This is a genomic window from Enterococcus sp. AZ040, from assembly GCF_050499185.1.
In the GTDB taxonomy this organism is placed as follows: Bacteria; Bacillota; Bacilli; order Lactobacillales; family Enterococcaceae; genus Enterococcus_D; species Enterococcus_D entomosocium.
In genome coordinates this window covers 3,293,834-3,309,324 of record NZ_JBMHEW010000001.1, presented here as the reverse complement: position 1 = coordinate 3,309,324, position 15,491 = coordinate 3,293,834, and the positions used below count along the sequence as shown (strand labels likewise).

The following is a 15,491-nucleotide window of genomic DNA, read 5'->3' as shown; positions in this document are numbered from 1 at the left end:
TTGTGGAGTTATGTAAATAATTCGGATGAAGTAGGATATTTGAATGAAAAGTATGGGAATTTTCATGATTCATTTGTTGAAAAAATGGAGTTTTACTCAGGTATGATACTAAATTTAGATGGATCGCTATCCTATGCTAGTATTAGTATGTTAACCGGTGAAGAAGGTATGGAAAGTGATATATATGAAAACGCAAGTCTATTATTGTTATTAAATTCTCTAGAAACATCTTCCAAGGTCGTCCTCAAATTTCAAGGAGTACTAGATTTTAATTATAATTTTTCATTTAGAAGCGATAATCTGCTAGATGAACCTGCTTTAGATTTTAAAGGTTACAGATTTCATTTTAAAACTAATTTATTTAACGTATCTTCAAAAAATATGGCGTACAAAATTATTTTATGACCTACTTAACTCACGGAATTTTTATCTAACTAAATCTCGATTTAGAGAATCTATAATGTGCATGCCCACTTGGACAGTAATCCATTGAACAAATTTGTTTCATATGGATAAATTCCGGTAACAATCACTACTTGGGTAGGATTTTTCGTTGCTGTAAAAATTACTCGAATTGTTATAATATGGATTGTTGAGTTTCTTTATGTTTTCCGATTAGTTAAAAGAACGCGGGACGGTCACAGATCTTAGAGCTATCATCAACGACGAAAAAAAGTGCAGGTGCATATGATGAGAGAATTACCATTAAAAGATAACCTAACAATCTTAACTACACCCACAGAAAACAATTTATGTATATTTTCAAAAGAAAAAGCTACTATTAAAATTTTTGAAGAAGATAAAATAATTCATACTTTTGAGAATGAACTGTTCGAACAAAAGGAAATTAAGATTCATGAAATTATGATGTATAAAAATGAATGGTACCTATTTTTTTCGATGGATGATGAAGAGGCTATCTTTATAAATAATTCTATTACTGTATTAGGAAATGGAATACTAAATATAGTGCCATCTCCAAGCGGAGTATTAGTTGCGTATAATGAAGAAGGAATACTATCCGCAGAAAACGATTGGGCTCACTATGGATTAGTAGAATTCAATATAGATTTAAATAGATTTAATGCGGTACTCCCTCATCATTTAACTTCGACATTCATTGATCTAGGGGCTATATCTACAATATCCGCTAATGGTGATATCTTTTTAATCGCATATACTGATGCAGAAACACAAATAATGATTAAATGTAATTTGTATAGCCATTTAACTGAAGTAAAAGAAATTAGGTGTGACGCTACCATATTTGAGCTTCGACAATTTAATGATTATATTTGCGTTTTTGCAGAAGATTCCATTTACTTATTTGATAAAACTATGTGCTATATTAAAAAAATAGATATTAGTGAAAAAGTAGGACACGAGATATATAATGTTTATTCTAGTAAAAACAATATTATTTTTGAAACAGAGGAAATGTATATTGTAGCCACTATGGGTGAACTGCTAAATAGCATAATATAGTCTAAAATGTTATCATCATTATTTAATCATTGAATTTACCAATGAAACTGCAACCTAATATGTGAGAGATTAAAGTCAGACCAAGAGTGAGATACAATGGATGATGACTAAATTATTTGAAGAATATGGTGGGGTGCGTTGAAAAGTGCAGCAAATTATGCGGTTTATCTGTTAATAATATCCAAATGATTAAATCATCAAGGTGTTTAGGAATCTATTTAAAAGAGTGTTCAGAAAATAACTATTTTTTGAGCACTCTTTTTAGATACCATAATTGCAGTAAAGCTTTTTATTTTTATGTCCTTAAACTTTTAAATTAAATGATTGTTCATTTGAAAATCATTTTTATAAGTATTTGGACAAATTCTTAACGGGGTCAGAAACTTAAGAGTTTTTAGTTATCAATCTTATATCAAAATTACAATGCTTGTGATTACATAGGAAAAAGTATCTTAACCCATATCGGTCAAGATACTTTTTTAGTTTAAAATAAGTTTGAGAGCGTTTGAATCATTCTCATTTTAAATATTTTTTCAATATCAATTGAAGCTCTTTCAAATAGCTGTCCTTTAACTCTTCAGGATATTCGACTGTTATACTATTACCAAAGCGTAATAGATAATGAGTCATATAAGGAAGTTCTTTTTGATTATATCCGCCAACGATGTAAGAAATGCCATCCTTGATCTCTAAGGACATGTTAGGATAGTTGTGTTTATGAAAGATTTCTTTACCAAATGCCGTTAATCGACAACGAAAAGGTATATCATGAAAATTTTGTTCATATTTTTTTTGAATTTGGTTTAGTTCTTCAATAGAAAACGACTGATCAAATTCTTCTAAGATCTCACTCGCTACAACACAATCGCTTCGGTAAGTCCCCCAATGGTGGGTCGTAAAATCGTAGGCACTAAAAAACCAAATCCCGTTTCGATAGAAAAGTTCATTACTTTGCAGTATTGTTTCAATTTCTTCAAACTGGGCATAGGTCACTTTTATCGCTTTTTCATTTAAGATAGAATCAAGTATTTTGGCTAGATTTGTTTGTGTTTTTAATGGCGCTGTATTGTAGTACTTTACAACAGTTAAAAGTGTTTCTATCTCTTTTTGCTGCTTGCTTGTTAAAGTAACCATGAGTTTTGATTGGATATGTGTATATGATTTATCAAAAGGAGTGCTAGAAAGCAGTTCTAGTGCTTTTAAGGCAAAAAAAATCGCGAAAATTTCATTTTGATCAAAATAAATAGGCGTTAATAGTGACTGATCCATTAATTGATATCCGCCGCTTCTCCCATAATCGGAATACAAAGCAAGCCCCATTTCTTCTAAAGATTCAATGTCACGTAAAGCAGTACTTTTAGAAATATTAAATTCTTCCATAAGATCTTTTAAGTTGAAAAAATTTTTGTTCTTTAAAAAAATCAATTCTTTATTTAGTCGCTCTGACTTTTTCATAATCTCTCCTTAAACGGTATCATGTTCTGACACCTTTTCATAGTATAGTAAGTATATCAAAAGAAAAGAGGTATTAACATGAAAACGTTACTAATTAATTCCCACCCTGAATTCAACAAAAAAACAACTTATTCAAGTAAGCTACAAGATTTATTTTTAGGTAAGTTTCATGAGCAATTTGATCCAAACCAAATCACTACTATCAACCTTTATGATATGGACATTCCAAGAGTTGAGCAAGGTCAATTATTAGCAATTTGGGAGAAAAAACGAGTTGGAGAGAGCTTAACGCAAGATGAAATGAAAATTGATGAGACTTCTACGACTCTGTTACAACAATTTAAAGATCATCATAGAATCGTGATTGTGTCCCCCCTTCATAATTTCAATGTGACGTCTCGTTTGAAAGACTATATGGATAATATCTTGATTGCTCGTGAGACATTTAAATATACCGAAACAGGATCTGTTGGTTTAATGGTCGATGATTATAAGATACTTTTCCTGCAAGCAAGCGGTAGTATTTACACAAATGATGACCGATATTCTAAAATGGACTTCTCATACAATTATCTCAAGCAGATGTTTGAGGAAATCATGGGGTTCTCTAGACTTGGGATTGTTAGAGCACAAGGAACAGCATTGTTGTCTGAGTCAGAAATTATGATGGAGGCTAAACAAATGCTGAATTATGAGTGGGATCTTTTTGTATAGACCTAACTGATCTAGTTCACAAATCTACTACTGAGATTGAGGAATAGTAATGATAAAATTGATTATTAGTGATATGGATGGAACTTTTTTGAATAGTGATAGTAAGTTCAATCAAGAATATTTTAAAAAGATTCATCAAGATATGAAGAGAATGTACATCACGTTTGCTGCATGTACAGGAAAACAATGTGAACGAGTAGAAAAAATTTTTGGTGAAGAATTATCAAGGGATATATGGATATTAGGTGATAGTGCAACACGGATAAAACATAAAGGAAACTATATCTATCAGTCATTGCTTCCTAATAAAATAGGTTTAGATATTATCGCTAAGTTAAACGAAATTGCAGACGACTATGTAATTATAGCTTGCACACCGACCGCCGCATACGTAAAAAATACGACAAGAGACCAAGATATCAAAAAGGCGAGAGGCTCATACGAGATCTTAGAAACCTTAGAAAATCTTGCTGATATAACAGAAAATTTCGTTAAAATTACTGTATACGATCCGCAATTACGCTCTTTTGAAACAGTGAAGGAATTGGCAATATTTCAGGATAGAGCCTATGTTGTTGCTTCAGAAGCAGCATGGATCGATATTTCGAACTTAAATGTTCATAAAGGAACAACAGTTGCCCAACTTCAATCGATTTTGAACATCGATAAATCTGAGACGATTGCATTTGGTGATGGGTTTAATGATATCGAACTATTTTCTCAAGCAGGTATCAGTGTTGCAATGAAAAATGCTTTTGAGGAAGTCAAAATACAAGCAGACTTCATTACTAAATCAAATGACGAAGATGGCGTATTACGTGCGATCGAAAAATTTATCACCCTCTAATAGTTTGTAATTTTTTAAATATCATTGTAAGACAAATTATCATATTTACTTTATAGAAATTAATTGGTTGATTTCGTCAATAGGAAGGAAGAAAGTGAAATGAAACAAAGAATTGATTATTATAAAACAGCACCTGATGGAATGAAACACTTGTTGGAAGTGGAAAAATACTTAAGTAAAACAGAGATTGATAAAAATCTACGAGAGCTTATTAAAATTCGTGCTTCTCAAATCAATGGCTGTGCTTTTTGTCTAAACCTCCATAGCAGCGATGCTCGAAAATTAGGGGAAACAGAACAAAGAATCTACTGTATAAGTGCTTGGAGAGAGTGTAATTTTTATACGGATGCAGAAAAGGTCGCTTTGGAGCTTACAGAAGCTATAACATTAATTTCAGATTTAAAAGTTCCTGAAGACTTGTATGCTCGTGTACGCGATTACTATGATGAAAAAGAATATGTTGATCTAGTATTATTAATTACTCAAATCAATAGTTGGAATAGAGTGTCCATTTCTATGGGGAATTTTGCGTCTAACCAAAAGTAAAATTATTATCAGAAGCCGAAGAGGATCTTTCCTCTCGGTTTTTTTTTATAGAACAAGAAAAGAGGGTCAGAAACTTAACATTTATATCTTTTTTTCGATACCATATAGAAATTGAGAATACGAATGTAATAAGATTAGTTAATTTAAAATAGAAAAGAAAGATTCGAGGTGAGAGAAAATAGCTAATAAAGTGTCAAAGCTTTTTTTAGGCAAAGAAGCAGTTACGTTACTGAAGTACAAAGTTATATTTCTAAAGAGAGTACTATAGCAAAGCAATACATTTATTTCTTTTTAGTTATTGTAGTTTTCTTCATATATATACTAATTAATAAAACGTTTAAACTGAAATCAATAGTCACGACATATATTTTTTTTGAGACGATATTGATGTTAAAACCTGTTACTAAGTTTATTTCTAAACATATTTACTTTAAATTTATCACAAAATTTAAAGTTGAGGATCTGGGTATAATTTACTTCTCATCATATCTAGAAAGAGCAACCTCTGCAGTGTTTAAAATTAGAAATACTCGATTTAAAAATAATTTATTTCGGGGATACGGGCTTTTAATTATTCTTATTCTCATATTTCTAAAAATTAAGTTATATTGCATTACTATGGTGCCTGTTTCTAAAACTGTTATAAAATTTTTCCCCAAAAAGATCCTTTTCATTTTATCAAATTTGCAACCAGATACTTTATTGATAATAGTCCAACTGGTATTAGCGACTTCAATAACCGTATATATAATATCTTATTATTCTAAAATATTCACAATAATTTCGTTGGTTGATTCTGAGTATAATCAACTTAGATGTTTAAATTAAGATTAATGATTTCCCTTTATTTTTAGTTTATATTATTACCTTATCTTTTTTTATAACTTTCAAAAGTGATAAAATAAATATATTTTAAAGATAGAACACATGTTGAAAATAGAAAATGGTCACATTCACGCTGAGATGAATGTGACCATTTTTCTGGTTCTACCAACACTAAATGTCAAAGAACAGGTTATTTAACTAATCAATTCGAGTAACCATCTGGGTATTTTTTTTGCCATCCCCAAGAATCAGAAATAATTTCCTCAATTCCACTATACTTAGGCTCCCATTCAAGAATAGTTTTAATTTTTTTGTTTGAAGCTATTAAAGAAGAAGCATCTCCAACGACACTCGTAACGATTTCAACTGGGATTTTTTTCCCTGTAACTTTTTCAGCTGCATTTATCACTTCTAAATTAGAGTAACCTTTCGAGGATCCTAGATTAAAAATTTCACTCGCACCACCACATTTTAAATATTCCAAGGCTAATATGTGTGCTTCAACTAAATCTAAGACATGAATGTAGTCACGTACACAGGTACCGTCATGAGTAGTATAAGTGTTCCCAAAAATGGTTATCTTTTCTTGCCTTCTCTGAGCCACTTCTAGAATAATAGGAATCAGACGAGGACGCACTTCACCAAGTGTAAAATCCTTTTCAGCCCCAGCGACATTAAAATAGCGCATAGAAACAAATGTCATGTTGGATGATCGGCTAACCCAGTCCATCATTGTCTCCATAATTACTTTAGAGCATCCGTAGGGATTTATTGGTGCAGTAGGTATTAATTCATGAACAGGATTCATTTCTGTATTGCCATAGACTGAAGCAGACGAAGAGAAGACAATATATTTTATGTTAAATTCCTGCATGACTTCAAGAACAATCTGTGTTCCGTAAACATTATTGTTGAAATATTATAAGGGCTGTTCGACAGATTCACGACCTAGAGATAAGGCAGCAAAATACATCACAGAGTCAATATTTTCAGTTTCAAAAACAGAACGCAGTAACTTTTTGTTTCGTATATCTATCTCGTAAAACTTTGCTCTGTCATGAACAGCTTCTTTAAATCCAGTACAAAGATTATCAACGACTACGACCTCATATCCCTGATTGATAAGCATATCCACTGCATTTGAACCAATGTAACCCGCACCGCCTAAAACTAAAACTGACATAAGGACCTCCAATGTAACACTATTTTTGTCAGCCAATCTGATTAATTGATTAACTGGATATCATTTATTTTAATTGACGAACATAATTTTAGACAATAACAATTAATGAAATGGGTAAAGTTTAAGTTTATAAAGAATTTGTATTTCATTATTTGAATATGTGATACTTATAGTTTAATTTTGACTACTTTTAAACGCTGCACGCTCTTGCTATTAACTCATGTTTGATGCCTTATATGTGGAGATCATTGATAAATGAACTTGAATAGAGATCACTTAAAGATTCGGTTGTAATTTGTGAGTATATGAAACTCGCCGCAAGCTTCAATTCTTAGAATATAGTTTTTTAAATCAAATTTACTCCGGATTGCTTTTCGATAGAAACTTATATTAGATAAATTAGTTGATATCCATTTTAAAACTCCAGTTACCTATATTTTGATTACCATCTTTAATTACCGATGAATCGAATTCAAAGAAACCATTTTTAGAATAGAATCGTCTGTTTCGTTCAGTATTAGTAAATGTGATGAAATACTCTGTTCTTTTTTGGGGCTTATTTTCTTTTATATATGGTAAAAGACAATCATTGATCATTTTACTTCCATAGTTTTTCCCTCGTTGGGAAGAGTCTACAGCCAATGATTCTAGCATCCACGTTTTTCCTGCAAAACTATTTACAGCTTTATGCCCGGTGCTTAACAGTTGTAATAGTGAGAAAATTTTGCTTATAGGAGCCATTGTTAATAGTTTTACTCCACCAGATGTCATATAATCAAAGAAATTTACTTTTTTATCACGAGGACTAACTAAGATAGCAAAAGATCTAATTTTATTGTTTTCAAAACCTAAAAAGACTGTATTTTTCTTACTATGAGCATAGATGTAAACTTTAAGAGCTTCAGTCAAAAAATCAATAAAAGCTTCGTTACTTTCAAATTCGTTGCGAATTTTACCCACAAGAGGGTAATCAGAAAAACTAATAGCATTCATTCTAGCTGCTTGATAAAGGTAGGATTTCTCCATTTTTTTATATTCTATCATTTTTGCCCTTCACTCCTAATCATAATTATGTAGTAAATATGTTTATAGTCATAAGTTTAATCTACTGATTTTTTCAATACAATATTCAATAAGTAGTACAAGTGTCGCTTAATAGACAATCTTTATATGTAGTGTACAATACTGAATAAAAAGCTTGTGAAAAGTATTTTCTTATATACATAATTATATTAGCGTTAATATTTATGCTGAATATTCCCATCGAATATATGTAAACAAATGGAGGTATATATGAAAAGCACTAATGAAGATCCTCGTGTTAGAAAAACTAAGAAAGCTTTACAAGAAGGTTTATCAGAAATCATGATACGCAAAGAGTTGAGGAAAATTACAGTTAAAGAATTGTGTATCAAATCGGATATTCATAGAGCTACATTTTACAGTCACTATAAAGATATATATGACTTATATGAACAAATTGAAGATAGTGTTGTGAAAGATTTGAAAGAGATAATGGATAAACAAAAAAATGGAATGACAGAATTTTTTAGGCATGTTGTTGAGTACATTATAAACAATAAATCAGTATGTAAAATGGTATTTAGAAACGATTACGACACAAAATTCTTCTCAGATTTAACCAATTTTTTGGAAAAATCTGTTTCAGATGAATGGAAAGAAGTATATGGAGACCATGCTGTGGGCTTTAAGATGAATCTGTATAGTGTTTATCATATAAGTGGCTTTCTTTCTATGATAAAATCTTGGATAGAATCCGAATTTAATTGTCCTAAGGAAGAGTTTATCGGTATGCTACTATCTATGGATATAAATTTTGAATACTATTTATCTAAAAATATTGCAACAGAGAAGCTATAATTTATTGTTCACCTATGGATAAACAATTACACTGATACAACGCTTTGACTGAACAAGGAAATTTAAATCTAGTGAAAGTGATACCGAATTCCACATTGACAGTTTTTGAGAACGAAAGATATTTAAGATAAGACTTTGATAAATTAGGGAAATTTGAAGAGTTGAATGATTGGATAGTGTAATTTTTATTAATCACAACCTGATTCTTAAAATCTGTAGTAACGAAAGATGTCCCTGGAAATACTATCGTTGGTGGCAATCCTGCTAGAGTAATTAGAGAAATAGATGGAGTAGATAAAGAGCTTTGGAACAGGAAATTAAAAGAATATCACTTAAATAAATCTAATTTTCAATAGATTTCAATTAAGTGTTTAGTATAAAAGTTGGTATGAAAGTAACTGTGTTTATATTATTTTATCGATTTGCTGAATCAATTCAGATACTAATTATTGAAGTTACAAAGATAAATAAGAGACGACGAATTTAAAGTGGATAATCCTGGTCTTGGTGATGAATAAAAATTTAGTTGTAAAAAATAAGTTAAAAAGTAATAACTTGATAATAATATATAGGTGATTGGTAAGTGTAAAAGAGAGTTCAGAAAATGCTTAATTTCTGAACTCATTTTTTATATAAAATAATTGAGATCAATCATTTTGTTTTGTGACCATAGAATCGTAAATCACTCATTTTTAGATTGAAAAATCATTTTATGGTTGATTGAATAATTATTTGATTGGGTCAGAAACTTAATAGTTTATGACCCTTTTTACGGATAACTCATAAACAGAATTATTTATAAAAGATCTATATTTAAGATATTTTAAATATGGCCAATAAGATGGTCTCAAATATAAGACCTAATGCAAACTTTATTTAAAGGAGACTATAATGAAAACTGCAAGATTAGTTTCAGAAAATTAGGAATGAATTTAAAAATGTTTTCGGTTGTGTTTTTTATCACAATGATGCTCAGCTGAAACATTTATTTAGAAATTTATAGGAGAGTAAATAATGAAAAAGAGAGTTATAACTACTACTTTAGCTGCGGGATTTATTCTAGTGTTTGCAGCGGAAGCTCATGCGGATACAATCAATGGTCATCATGTTACACGTTTAAGTGAAAGCCGAGCAGTTGATGATAAGGGAGATAGATGGTCTAAGGACGGCAATGTCTGGTTCAATGATGAAACAAGAGAATACGGCAAGATCGTCTCCGATTCATTAGAATCAATACAAGGCTCATCATATTACCCTGAACTAAAGGAACCTGACTCAGACAAACCGAACGAATTAGTTCAAATACAAGTACAAGATGAAGGAACATCGGTACACCAACAAATGTTAACAACAGTAGGTACCACAGAATCTAAATCAAACCAAACAAATGAATCAACAGTAGAAAGTCAAACGGGAATGACCGTTGAAGCAACTGTAGAACAACCAACAACAACAGATCCGACATTAGGAACGACAACGATTAAAAAAGGAGCCGTACCAACCACAACAGAAGCAACAAAGTCCGAAGAAGATACAAGGATAGCCGAAACTAGTGGAAAAGGATCGAACCGAACAAATGGATCAACATCAAAAGAAAAGACAAAAACGGATGTTGTAGCGAAACCTGTTAGGTTTTTAAGTTCAGCTAAAAAAAGCGTTCCCATGAGAGCTATCAAAAAAGACACTGCTTTTTCTAATATTTTATCTAAAAACAACGGTCATACTTTCCCAAAGACTGGTGAAAGTACGCTATTTTCCAATATTTTACAAGCTGTAGGTTTTTTAGTTATAAGTGTCCTAGGTGTAGTTAGCATAAGAGTGAAGAAAACAAAGAACTAATCAATTTAATTAATTGATTTGGATAATAATTTTCTCCAAACGTCATCTGCCGGGTACGCAGAAACTGTATAGAAATCAAAATAGGCAAAGACTGAAGCTATTGTGATCAGTCTTTGTCTAGATTCTCAGTGAAAGCATAATCTTTAGGTGCCATAGAACATCAAAAATAGAAAAGGAGAATAATTTATGAAATGGTTTTTTATGATATGCACTTTAGTATTACTCAGTTTTATTTAGAAATGTATCACGTTTTTAGAGAGGGATAATGCATGTTTGGAGAAACGATTAGAGAAATACGGCTAAAAAAAGGATTTAGTCAAAAAGAAGTCTATAGAAATATTATCTCAAAATCATATGCGATTGAATTTGAGAAAGGGAAACATAATATATCTTCTGATGTCCTTATTAAGATATTAGAAAACTTGTCTATGGATATTAGCGAGTTCTTGTTTATTGCCAATGGCTATAAATTAAATGAACAAAATCATTACACTTATCATTACGCCAACCTATCTAATAAGCAAGACATAAAAGGATTAGCGTTACTTTTAAAAGAACTAGAAAGAAAATCAGGACAAATAAATGCGATCAGAGTGGCTGAGGTACGCTCGAGAATAAGAATTTTACAGCATTTAGAAGTTTATGGAGTATACAATACCGCTGTCGTTTTAGAAGAAGATAAGCAACTGATTTTGTCCTATTTAATGGGGATTGAAAGCTGGACGCTTCAAGAAATACATTTATTTGCCAATACACTAGATTTTTTAGATCACGAATTTATATTTATCTTTTTTAAAAGAGTTTCTAAACTGCTGGAGTATTATATTCAATTTGAGAAAGGCAGAGAAGTATATTGTGGTCTCCTGATTAATATTATTGAATATACATTTGTAAAAAATCAGTATGAGTTTGCAGAAGTTTTACTTACCCAATTGGGGTTGTTATCCACCAGTTTCCAAGACTTTTTTTCGAGAACGCTGTACAAATTTTTTGAAGGATTACTGATTATGAGGACAGTCAATGAGGAGCAGGGAAGAACAATGGCAACAAGAATGCTAGACATCATGGTTGAACTTGATCAAGCACCTTTATCAAAAATGTTCTCGTTATTGTTGGAGTAACATGCTGATTCCAGTGTATTAAATCTATGTTGAAGTTAGAAGCTACTAAATATAATTTTTAAGACAGCGCCATGCAAGGTGACTCATAGATAGGCGCTTTGTGTAAATATAGTTCAAAAAGTATAGGGGATTACAGAAGCAAAGGTTCAAAAAACTAAAACGTTTTTGAACTCTTTTTTTTATTGCTTATTTTCATAGGTTTATAAAAGGAAAGTGGAATTCAGCAAATCTGGAAAGTCCGAAATACCAGACCAAAATGATTCGAACAAACGAGGTTTGATAAACTATACATTGTGCTTAATGTCACAATAGTGTTCCGGCAGAACTGGTTTTCTGATGATTTACTTTGTAATCAAATCTAGGACATTGACATTGGCCATTTTTCAATTATGGATGGTATGGAGTCGATTTGTAACTGAGTTTATTTTCGTTGCTTTTCAACAAAGGGTAATGAGAGAGTGAGTAGCGACTATCATCGTCTAAGTTAGCAAACAATATAAAAAAACTATCGAAAGATAGAAGTATAAATAATTAAAATGAGAGAGGGAAGAAGTGTATGAGAGAAAGAAGGAAACAAACAAGAATCGGAAGGTATATTGAAGAGCATAAGAAAGGGTGTGTCCTAGCTCTTGCTGCACTGGGAATGATCTTTTCATTTAGTGTGGGCGCCTATGCAGCGATTGCAACGACGTTTCATTTTTTGGGGACAAAAGACGATTCCATAAGAATTGCACAAGTTTTAAGCGCTTTGGGGATAGAGATTAAAGGTCAAAAAGCCCAAATAGCACAACTAGTCCAAGAAAAAGCGGAAGCTGAAGCAGCAAAAGCAAAAGCGGAAAGTGATTTACAAGCGGCCAATGAAACAATCGAAAACGTGCAAGCCCAAAATAGTGAAGCTTCTGCTGCTGTAAGTGGTGCGAACGCCAATGTTAATAAGGTAGCGCAATATGCAAAAGATTTAGAATCTGCAAATACGAAGCTAAAGGATTATGCGAACGCAGTTGCTGCGGACGCCGGTTTAAGCGATAGCTCCATAGACGTCGATAATACCAATGATGCGTTGAGTCAAGTGGACAGTGAACTGCAAGCCGCAATTAGTAAAGCTAATGACAGCAATGGAAGTAAGGAAAAAGCGCAACAAGCTGTCGATGAAGCAAACAAAGCAAAATAGCATAGAATCTCTAAGATAGATTCGGTTTTCCCTGCAATAGTCGTGCTGCTTGAATAATTTTTTGAGTGTATAATAGAAAAACGAGTGAACATACGCTTATATTTTAGGAGCAATGTTTCCTTTCGCTGGGAACTATTTATAAAGAAAGGTATCTAGAAAATGAATCCTCTCTAGATACCTTTTTTATGTACTTAAGTAGGAAGATCGTTTTTTATGGTAGATTCAATCAAAATTGTTAAGGAAATTCTCTTGTATCAATAATCATTTTTTACAAAATTAAAGAATTTACACCTTAGAGATTTTGGCAGTTCAAGGCTACTCGTTTATTTTCTGAACGAGTAGCTTATTTTTGTATCTATAGAATCAGATACAACTCATTGTTCACTTAAAAATCAGATTTGTGAGTATTAGAACAGCTCATCAAAAGTGAACAGAAACTTAAAAGGTTTTGATCCTTTTTAGTTACTTATTTCATAACTCCTTAAGTAATTCAATAACTAGATCAAAAAGGTATTATTTCAGAGAACAGTAGAGTATACTCCATGGATTTTTTGCCGAATGAAATATACAAATCATTATTGGCAGCTAAATATGTTGCGCAAAAATAAATTTCGGATAATGGAATGTGCATTATGAAACTATTAAAAGAGTGTTCAGAAAATGACTAGTTTCTGGACCCTCTTTTTTTATGACAATTGAAGCACGTAGCTTTCGTTTTGTGTCTATTGATATACAAAATATTGTTCATTTAAAAAGAAAGTTTATAGAAATAGAGACACTTTAATTGTTGCGGAAAGAACATATGTAACAATACGTAACTACCGTTGCGTATTTTGTATTGTTTTTTGAACAAAATTCAACAAACGTAATGAAAGATGGGATTATCATTCAACCTATCGGTAAATCAAAAAGCTCCTCTAGAAAAAAAGTGGCGAGCGCTCAGATTATTTTTGACGGATTGCTAGAAGTTGATATTGAAAGCAATCAGAAAGTACATTGTACGTGTTAAGAGAGAAGGATTCTATAGAGCTGAGTTTATTAAATCAATTGTTCAATATATTTCAAGTGGGAAAGGAAATAATAAGACTGTTGATTATTATAAATGCTAATTTATAAAAATTAAGAAAGATCATTTTAATTTATTTTCCGGAAAACGCCTAATAAATCAGCATTTACAAGTCTGTTTTTGAATTTTTTTTTATTTTGTAGTTTTTTTTGAAAAAAAGGCATTGACCTTAAACCTGGTTTAACCCGTATATTAATTTGTGAATTAAATATTTAATAATGAACTATCTCACTTTTATGAAATGAGGAAATTATATTGAAAACAAAGAAAGAACGAAAGAAACACGCAATCCGATGGATTCTATTTACGGTAATCCTAAGTCTTGGTTTTTTTTATCAAACAGGCTATGCAGATGAGGTGAATAATTTTTCGATTCAAGCGTTAGATGAGGATGGAAATGTAAATGCGCAAGGCTATTACCATTTCGACGGTCAGCCGGGAGAAAAACGTGAAGTTTCTATTAGGATTTATAATGCGTCTGATGTAGCAATTACGGTAAAAGCTGCGGTGAATCCCGCTTCCACCAATGAAAATGGTATCCCTGGTTATTTGGCAGAAGACACGTACGATGATTCATTAACGCATCGAATGGATCAATTGGTCAAGATTGACGAAGCAAAACGTACGATTCCAGCGTTAGGTTTTGTCACCATGAAAGTAGTAGTTTTATTCCCAGAAGAAGACTGGGCGGGAGACATTCTCGGAGGGATTCGGTTTACGGAAGAAGTTAAAAATATAAGCGAACAAACAGTAGTTCATGAAGTTGCGTACACCGTTGGTATTTTGTTAAACAAAAAAGACGGGGAAACAGTTGAAAATGACTTGCATTTACAAGACATTACAACAGGACAAAGAAATTATCGAAACTTTATTGAAGCTAACATTCAAAATAGTGCAGCATCGATTGTTCGCAATATGAGTGTTGAATCTACTGTGACTGAAAAAGGGGGGAAAGCAGCGATTTATACGTACGATGTCTACGATCTTCGCATGGCGCCCAATTCTAATTTTAATTTTGGTATACCAACGGGGGAACGACCCATAAAGGCTGGGGACTATGTTCTTAAAATGAGGGTAAAAGCAGATGGGAAGGAGTATCATTTTGAAGAAAATTTCACGATTGCCGCGTCAGAAGCCCGCCAGTTAAACCAAAGTGCAGTGAATATTGATGAGAGGACGCCTTATCTATCTTATCTGATTTTAGGGGGAATTGGACTTCTTATTCTCCTGATTATTGGCAGATGGATTAGAATTAATGGGAGAAAGAAGGCTGAATCGCTCTAAAAAAATGCTGGTTTATAGTGTTCATCCAGCTGAAACCGGAAGGGGAAAAATACTAAATCAATTGAGAATAAAGG

The 15,491-nt window shown here is 32.0% G+C and carries 12 protein-coding genes and 1 pseudogene; 10 read left to right on the top strand and 3 right to left on the bottom strand.

What is annotated here, in order from left to right:
* Together IGK63_RS15245 and IGK63_RS15240 are read left to right on the top strand one after the other, a co-directional pair.
* Window positions 1-405 (top strand): hypothetical protein, encoded by a 405-nt coding sequence (locus IGK63_RS15245; protein WP_005233121.1) that lies wholly within the window; start codon window positions 1-3, stop codon window positions 403-405.
* A 285-nt stretch (window positions 406-690) separates the two neighbouring features.
* Complete coding sequence (locus IGK63_RS15240) at window positions 691-1,485, top strand: SufE protein (protein WP_275626494.1); 795 nt, start codon at window positions 691-693, stop codon at window positions 1,483-1,485.
* Between the two features lie 516 nt (window positions 1,486-2,001).
* On the opposite strand, the gene IGK63_RS15235 is transcribed toward IGK63_RS15240, so the two are convergent.
* Complete coding sequence (locus tag IGK63_RS15235; protein ID WP_016612633.1) at window positions 2,002-2,940, bottom strand: helix-turn-helix transcriptional regulator; 939 nt, start codon at window positions 2,938-2,940, stop codon at window positions 2,002-2,004.
* A gap of 78 nt (window positions 2,941-3,018) precedes the next feature.
* Here IGK63_RS15235 and IGK63_RS15230 point away from each other — a divergent pair, with 78 nt between their 5' ends.
* From IGK63_RS15230 to IGK63_RS15220, 3 genes are all read left to right on the top strand, one after another.
* Complete coding sequence (locus IGK63_RS15230; RefSeq protein ID WP_016612632.1) at window positions 3,019-3,654, top strand: FMN-dependent NADH-azoreductase; 636 nt, start codon at window positions 3,019-3,021, stop codon at window positions 3,652-3,654.
* 49 nt (window positions 3,655-3,703) lie between these two features.
* Complete coding sequence (locus IGK63_RS15225) at window positions 3,704-4,501, top strand: HAD-IIB family hydrolase (protein ID WP_016612631.1); 798 nt, start codon at window positions 3,704-3,706, stop codon at window positions 4,499-4,501.
* A gap of 99 nt (window positions 4,502-4,600) precedes the next feature.
* A complete protein-coding gene (locus IGK63_RS15220; protein WP_034872048.1) occupies window positions 4,601-5,047 on the top strand; it encodes a carboxymuconolactone decarboxylase family protein in 447 nt (148 codons plus the stop codon).
* 1,027 nt (window positions 5,048-6,074) lie between these two features.
* On the opposite strand, the pseudogene galE reads toward IGK63_RS15220, so the two are convergent.
* Window positions 6,075-7,055 (bottom strand): annotated as a pseudogene (gene galE / locus IGK63_RS15215) (UDP-glucose 4-epimerase GalE).
* Between the two features lie 399 nt (window positions 7,056-7,454).
* Complete coding sequence (locus IGK63_RS15210; protein WP_016612626.1) at window positions 7,455-8,099, bottom strand: GNAT family N-acetyltransferase; 645 nt, start codon at window positions 8,097-8,099, stop codon at window positions 7,455-7,457.
* Between the two features lie 249 nt (window positions 8,100-8,348).
* Between IGK63_RS15210 and IGK63_RS15205 the strand changes: the two genes are divergently transcribed.
* The 5 genes from IGK63_RS15205 to IGK63_RS15185 all read left to right on the top strand — a co-directional run bounded on the left by IGK63_RS15205 (window position 8,349) and on the right by IGK63_RS15185 (window position 15,417).
* Window positions 8,349-8,936 carry a TetR/AcrR family transcriptional regulator gene (locus tag IGK63_RS15205; RefSeq protein WP_051154589.1) on the top strand — a complete coding sequence of 196 codons (588 nt, stop codon included), beginning with the start codon at window positions 8,349-8,351 and terminating at the stop codon, window positions 8,934-8,936.
* A 1,014-nt stretch (window positions 8,937-9,950) separates the two neighbouring features.
* On the top strand, window positions 9,951-10,775 hold the full coding sequence (locus IGK63_RS15200) for a hypothetical protein (RefSeq protein WP_016612624.1): 825 nt from the start codon (window positions 9,951-9,953) through the stop codon (window positions 10,773-10,775).
* Window positions 10,776-11,044: 269 nt separating this feature from the next.
* Complete coding sequence (locus tag IGK63_RS15195) at window positions 11,045-11,896, top strand: helix-turn-helix domain-containing protein (protein ID WP_016612623.1); 852 nt, start codon at window positions 11,045-11,047, stop codon at window positions 11,894-11,896.
* A gap of 556 nt (window positions 11,897-12,452) precedes the next feature.
* Window positions 12,453-13,067 carry a hypothetical protein gene (locus IGK63_RS15190; protein ID WP_008381639.1) on the top strand — a complete coding sequence of 205 codons (615 nt, stop codon included), beginning with the start codon at window positions 12,453-12,455 and terminating at the stop codon, window positions 13,065-13,067.
* A gap of 1,321 nt (window positions 13,068-14,388) precedes the next feature.
* The gene (locus IGK63_RS15185) at window positions 14,389-15,417 is read left to right on the top strand and encodes a DUF916 and DUF3324 domain-containing protein (protein ID WP_016612622.1); all 1,029 of its coding nucleotides are present in this window, start codon (window positions 14,389-14,391) and stop codon (window positions 15,415-15,417) included.
* Window positions 15,418-15,491 lie beyond the last annotated feature (74 nt).

Excerpts from the sequence above, each read along its gene's own strand:
- IGK63_RS15240 (WP_275626494.1), top strand. The coding sequence starts at position 691 with ATGAGAGAATTACCATTAAAAGATAACCTAACAATCTTAACTACACCC.
- IGK63_RS15235 (WP_016612633.1), bottom strand. The coding sequence starts at position 2,940 with ATGAAAAAGTCAGAGCGACTAAATAAAGAATTGATTTTTTTAAAGAAC.
- IGK63_RS15230 (WP_016612632.1), top strand. The coding sequence starts at position 3,019 with ATGAAAACGTTACTAATTAATTCCCACCCTGAATTCAACAAAAAAACA.
- IGK63_RS15225 (WP_016612631.1), top strand. The coding sequence starts at position 3,704 with ATGATAAAATTGATTATTAGTGATATGGATGGAACTTTTTTGAATAGT.
- IGK63_RS15220 (WP_034872048.1), top strand. The coding sequence starts at position 4,601 with ATGAAACAAAGAATTGATTATTATAAAACAGCACCTGATGGAATGAAA.
- IGK63_RS15210 (WP_016612626.1), bottom strand. The coding sequence starts at position 8,099 with ATGATAGAATATAAAAAAATGGAGAAATCCTACCTTTATCAAGCAGCT.
- IGK63_RS15205 (WP_051154589.1), top strand. The coding sequence starts at position 8,349 with ATGAAAAGCACTAATGAAGATCCTCGTGTTAGAAAAACTAAGAAAGCT.
- IGK63_RS15200 (WP_016612624.1), top strand. The coding sequence starts at position 9,951 with ATGAAAAAGAGAGTTATAACTACTACTTTAGCTGCGGGATTTATTCTA.
- IGK63_RS15195 (WP_016612623.1), top strand. The coding sequence starts at position 11,045 with ATGTTTGGAGAAACGATTAGAGAAATACGGCTAAAAAAAGGATTTAGT.
- IGK63_RS15190 (WP_008381639.1), top strand. The coding sequence starts at position 12,453 with ATGAGAGAAAGAAGGAAACAAACAAGAATCGGAAGGTATATTGAAGAG.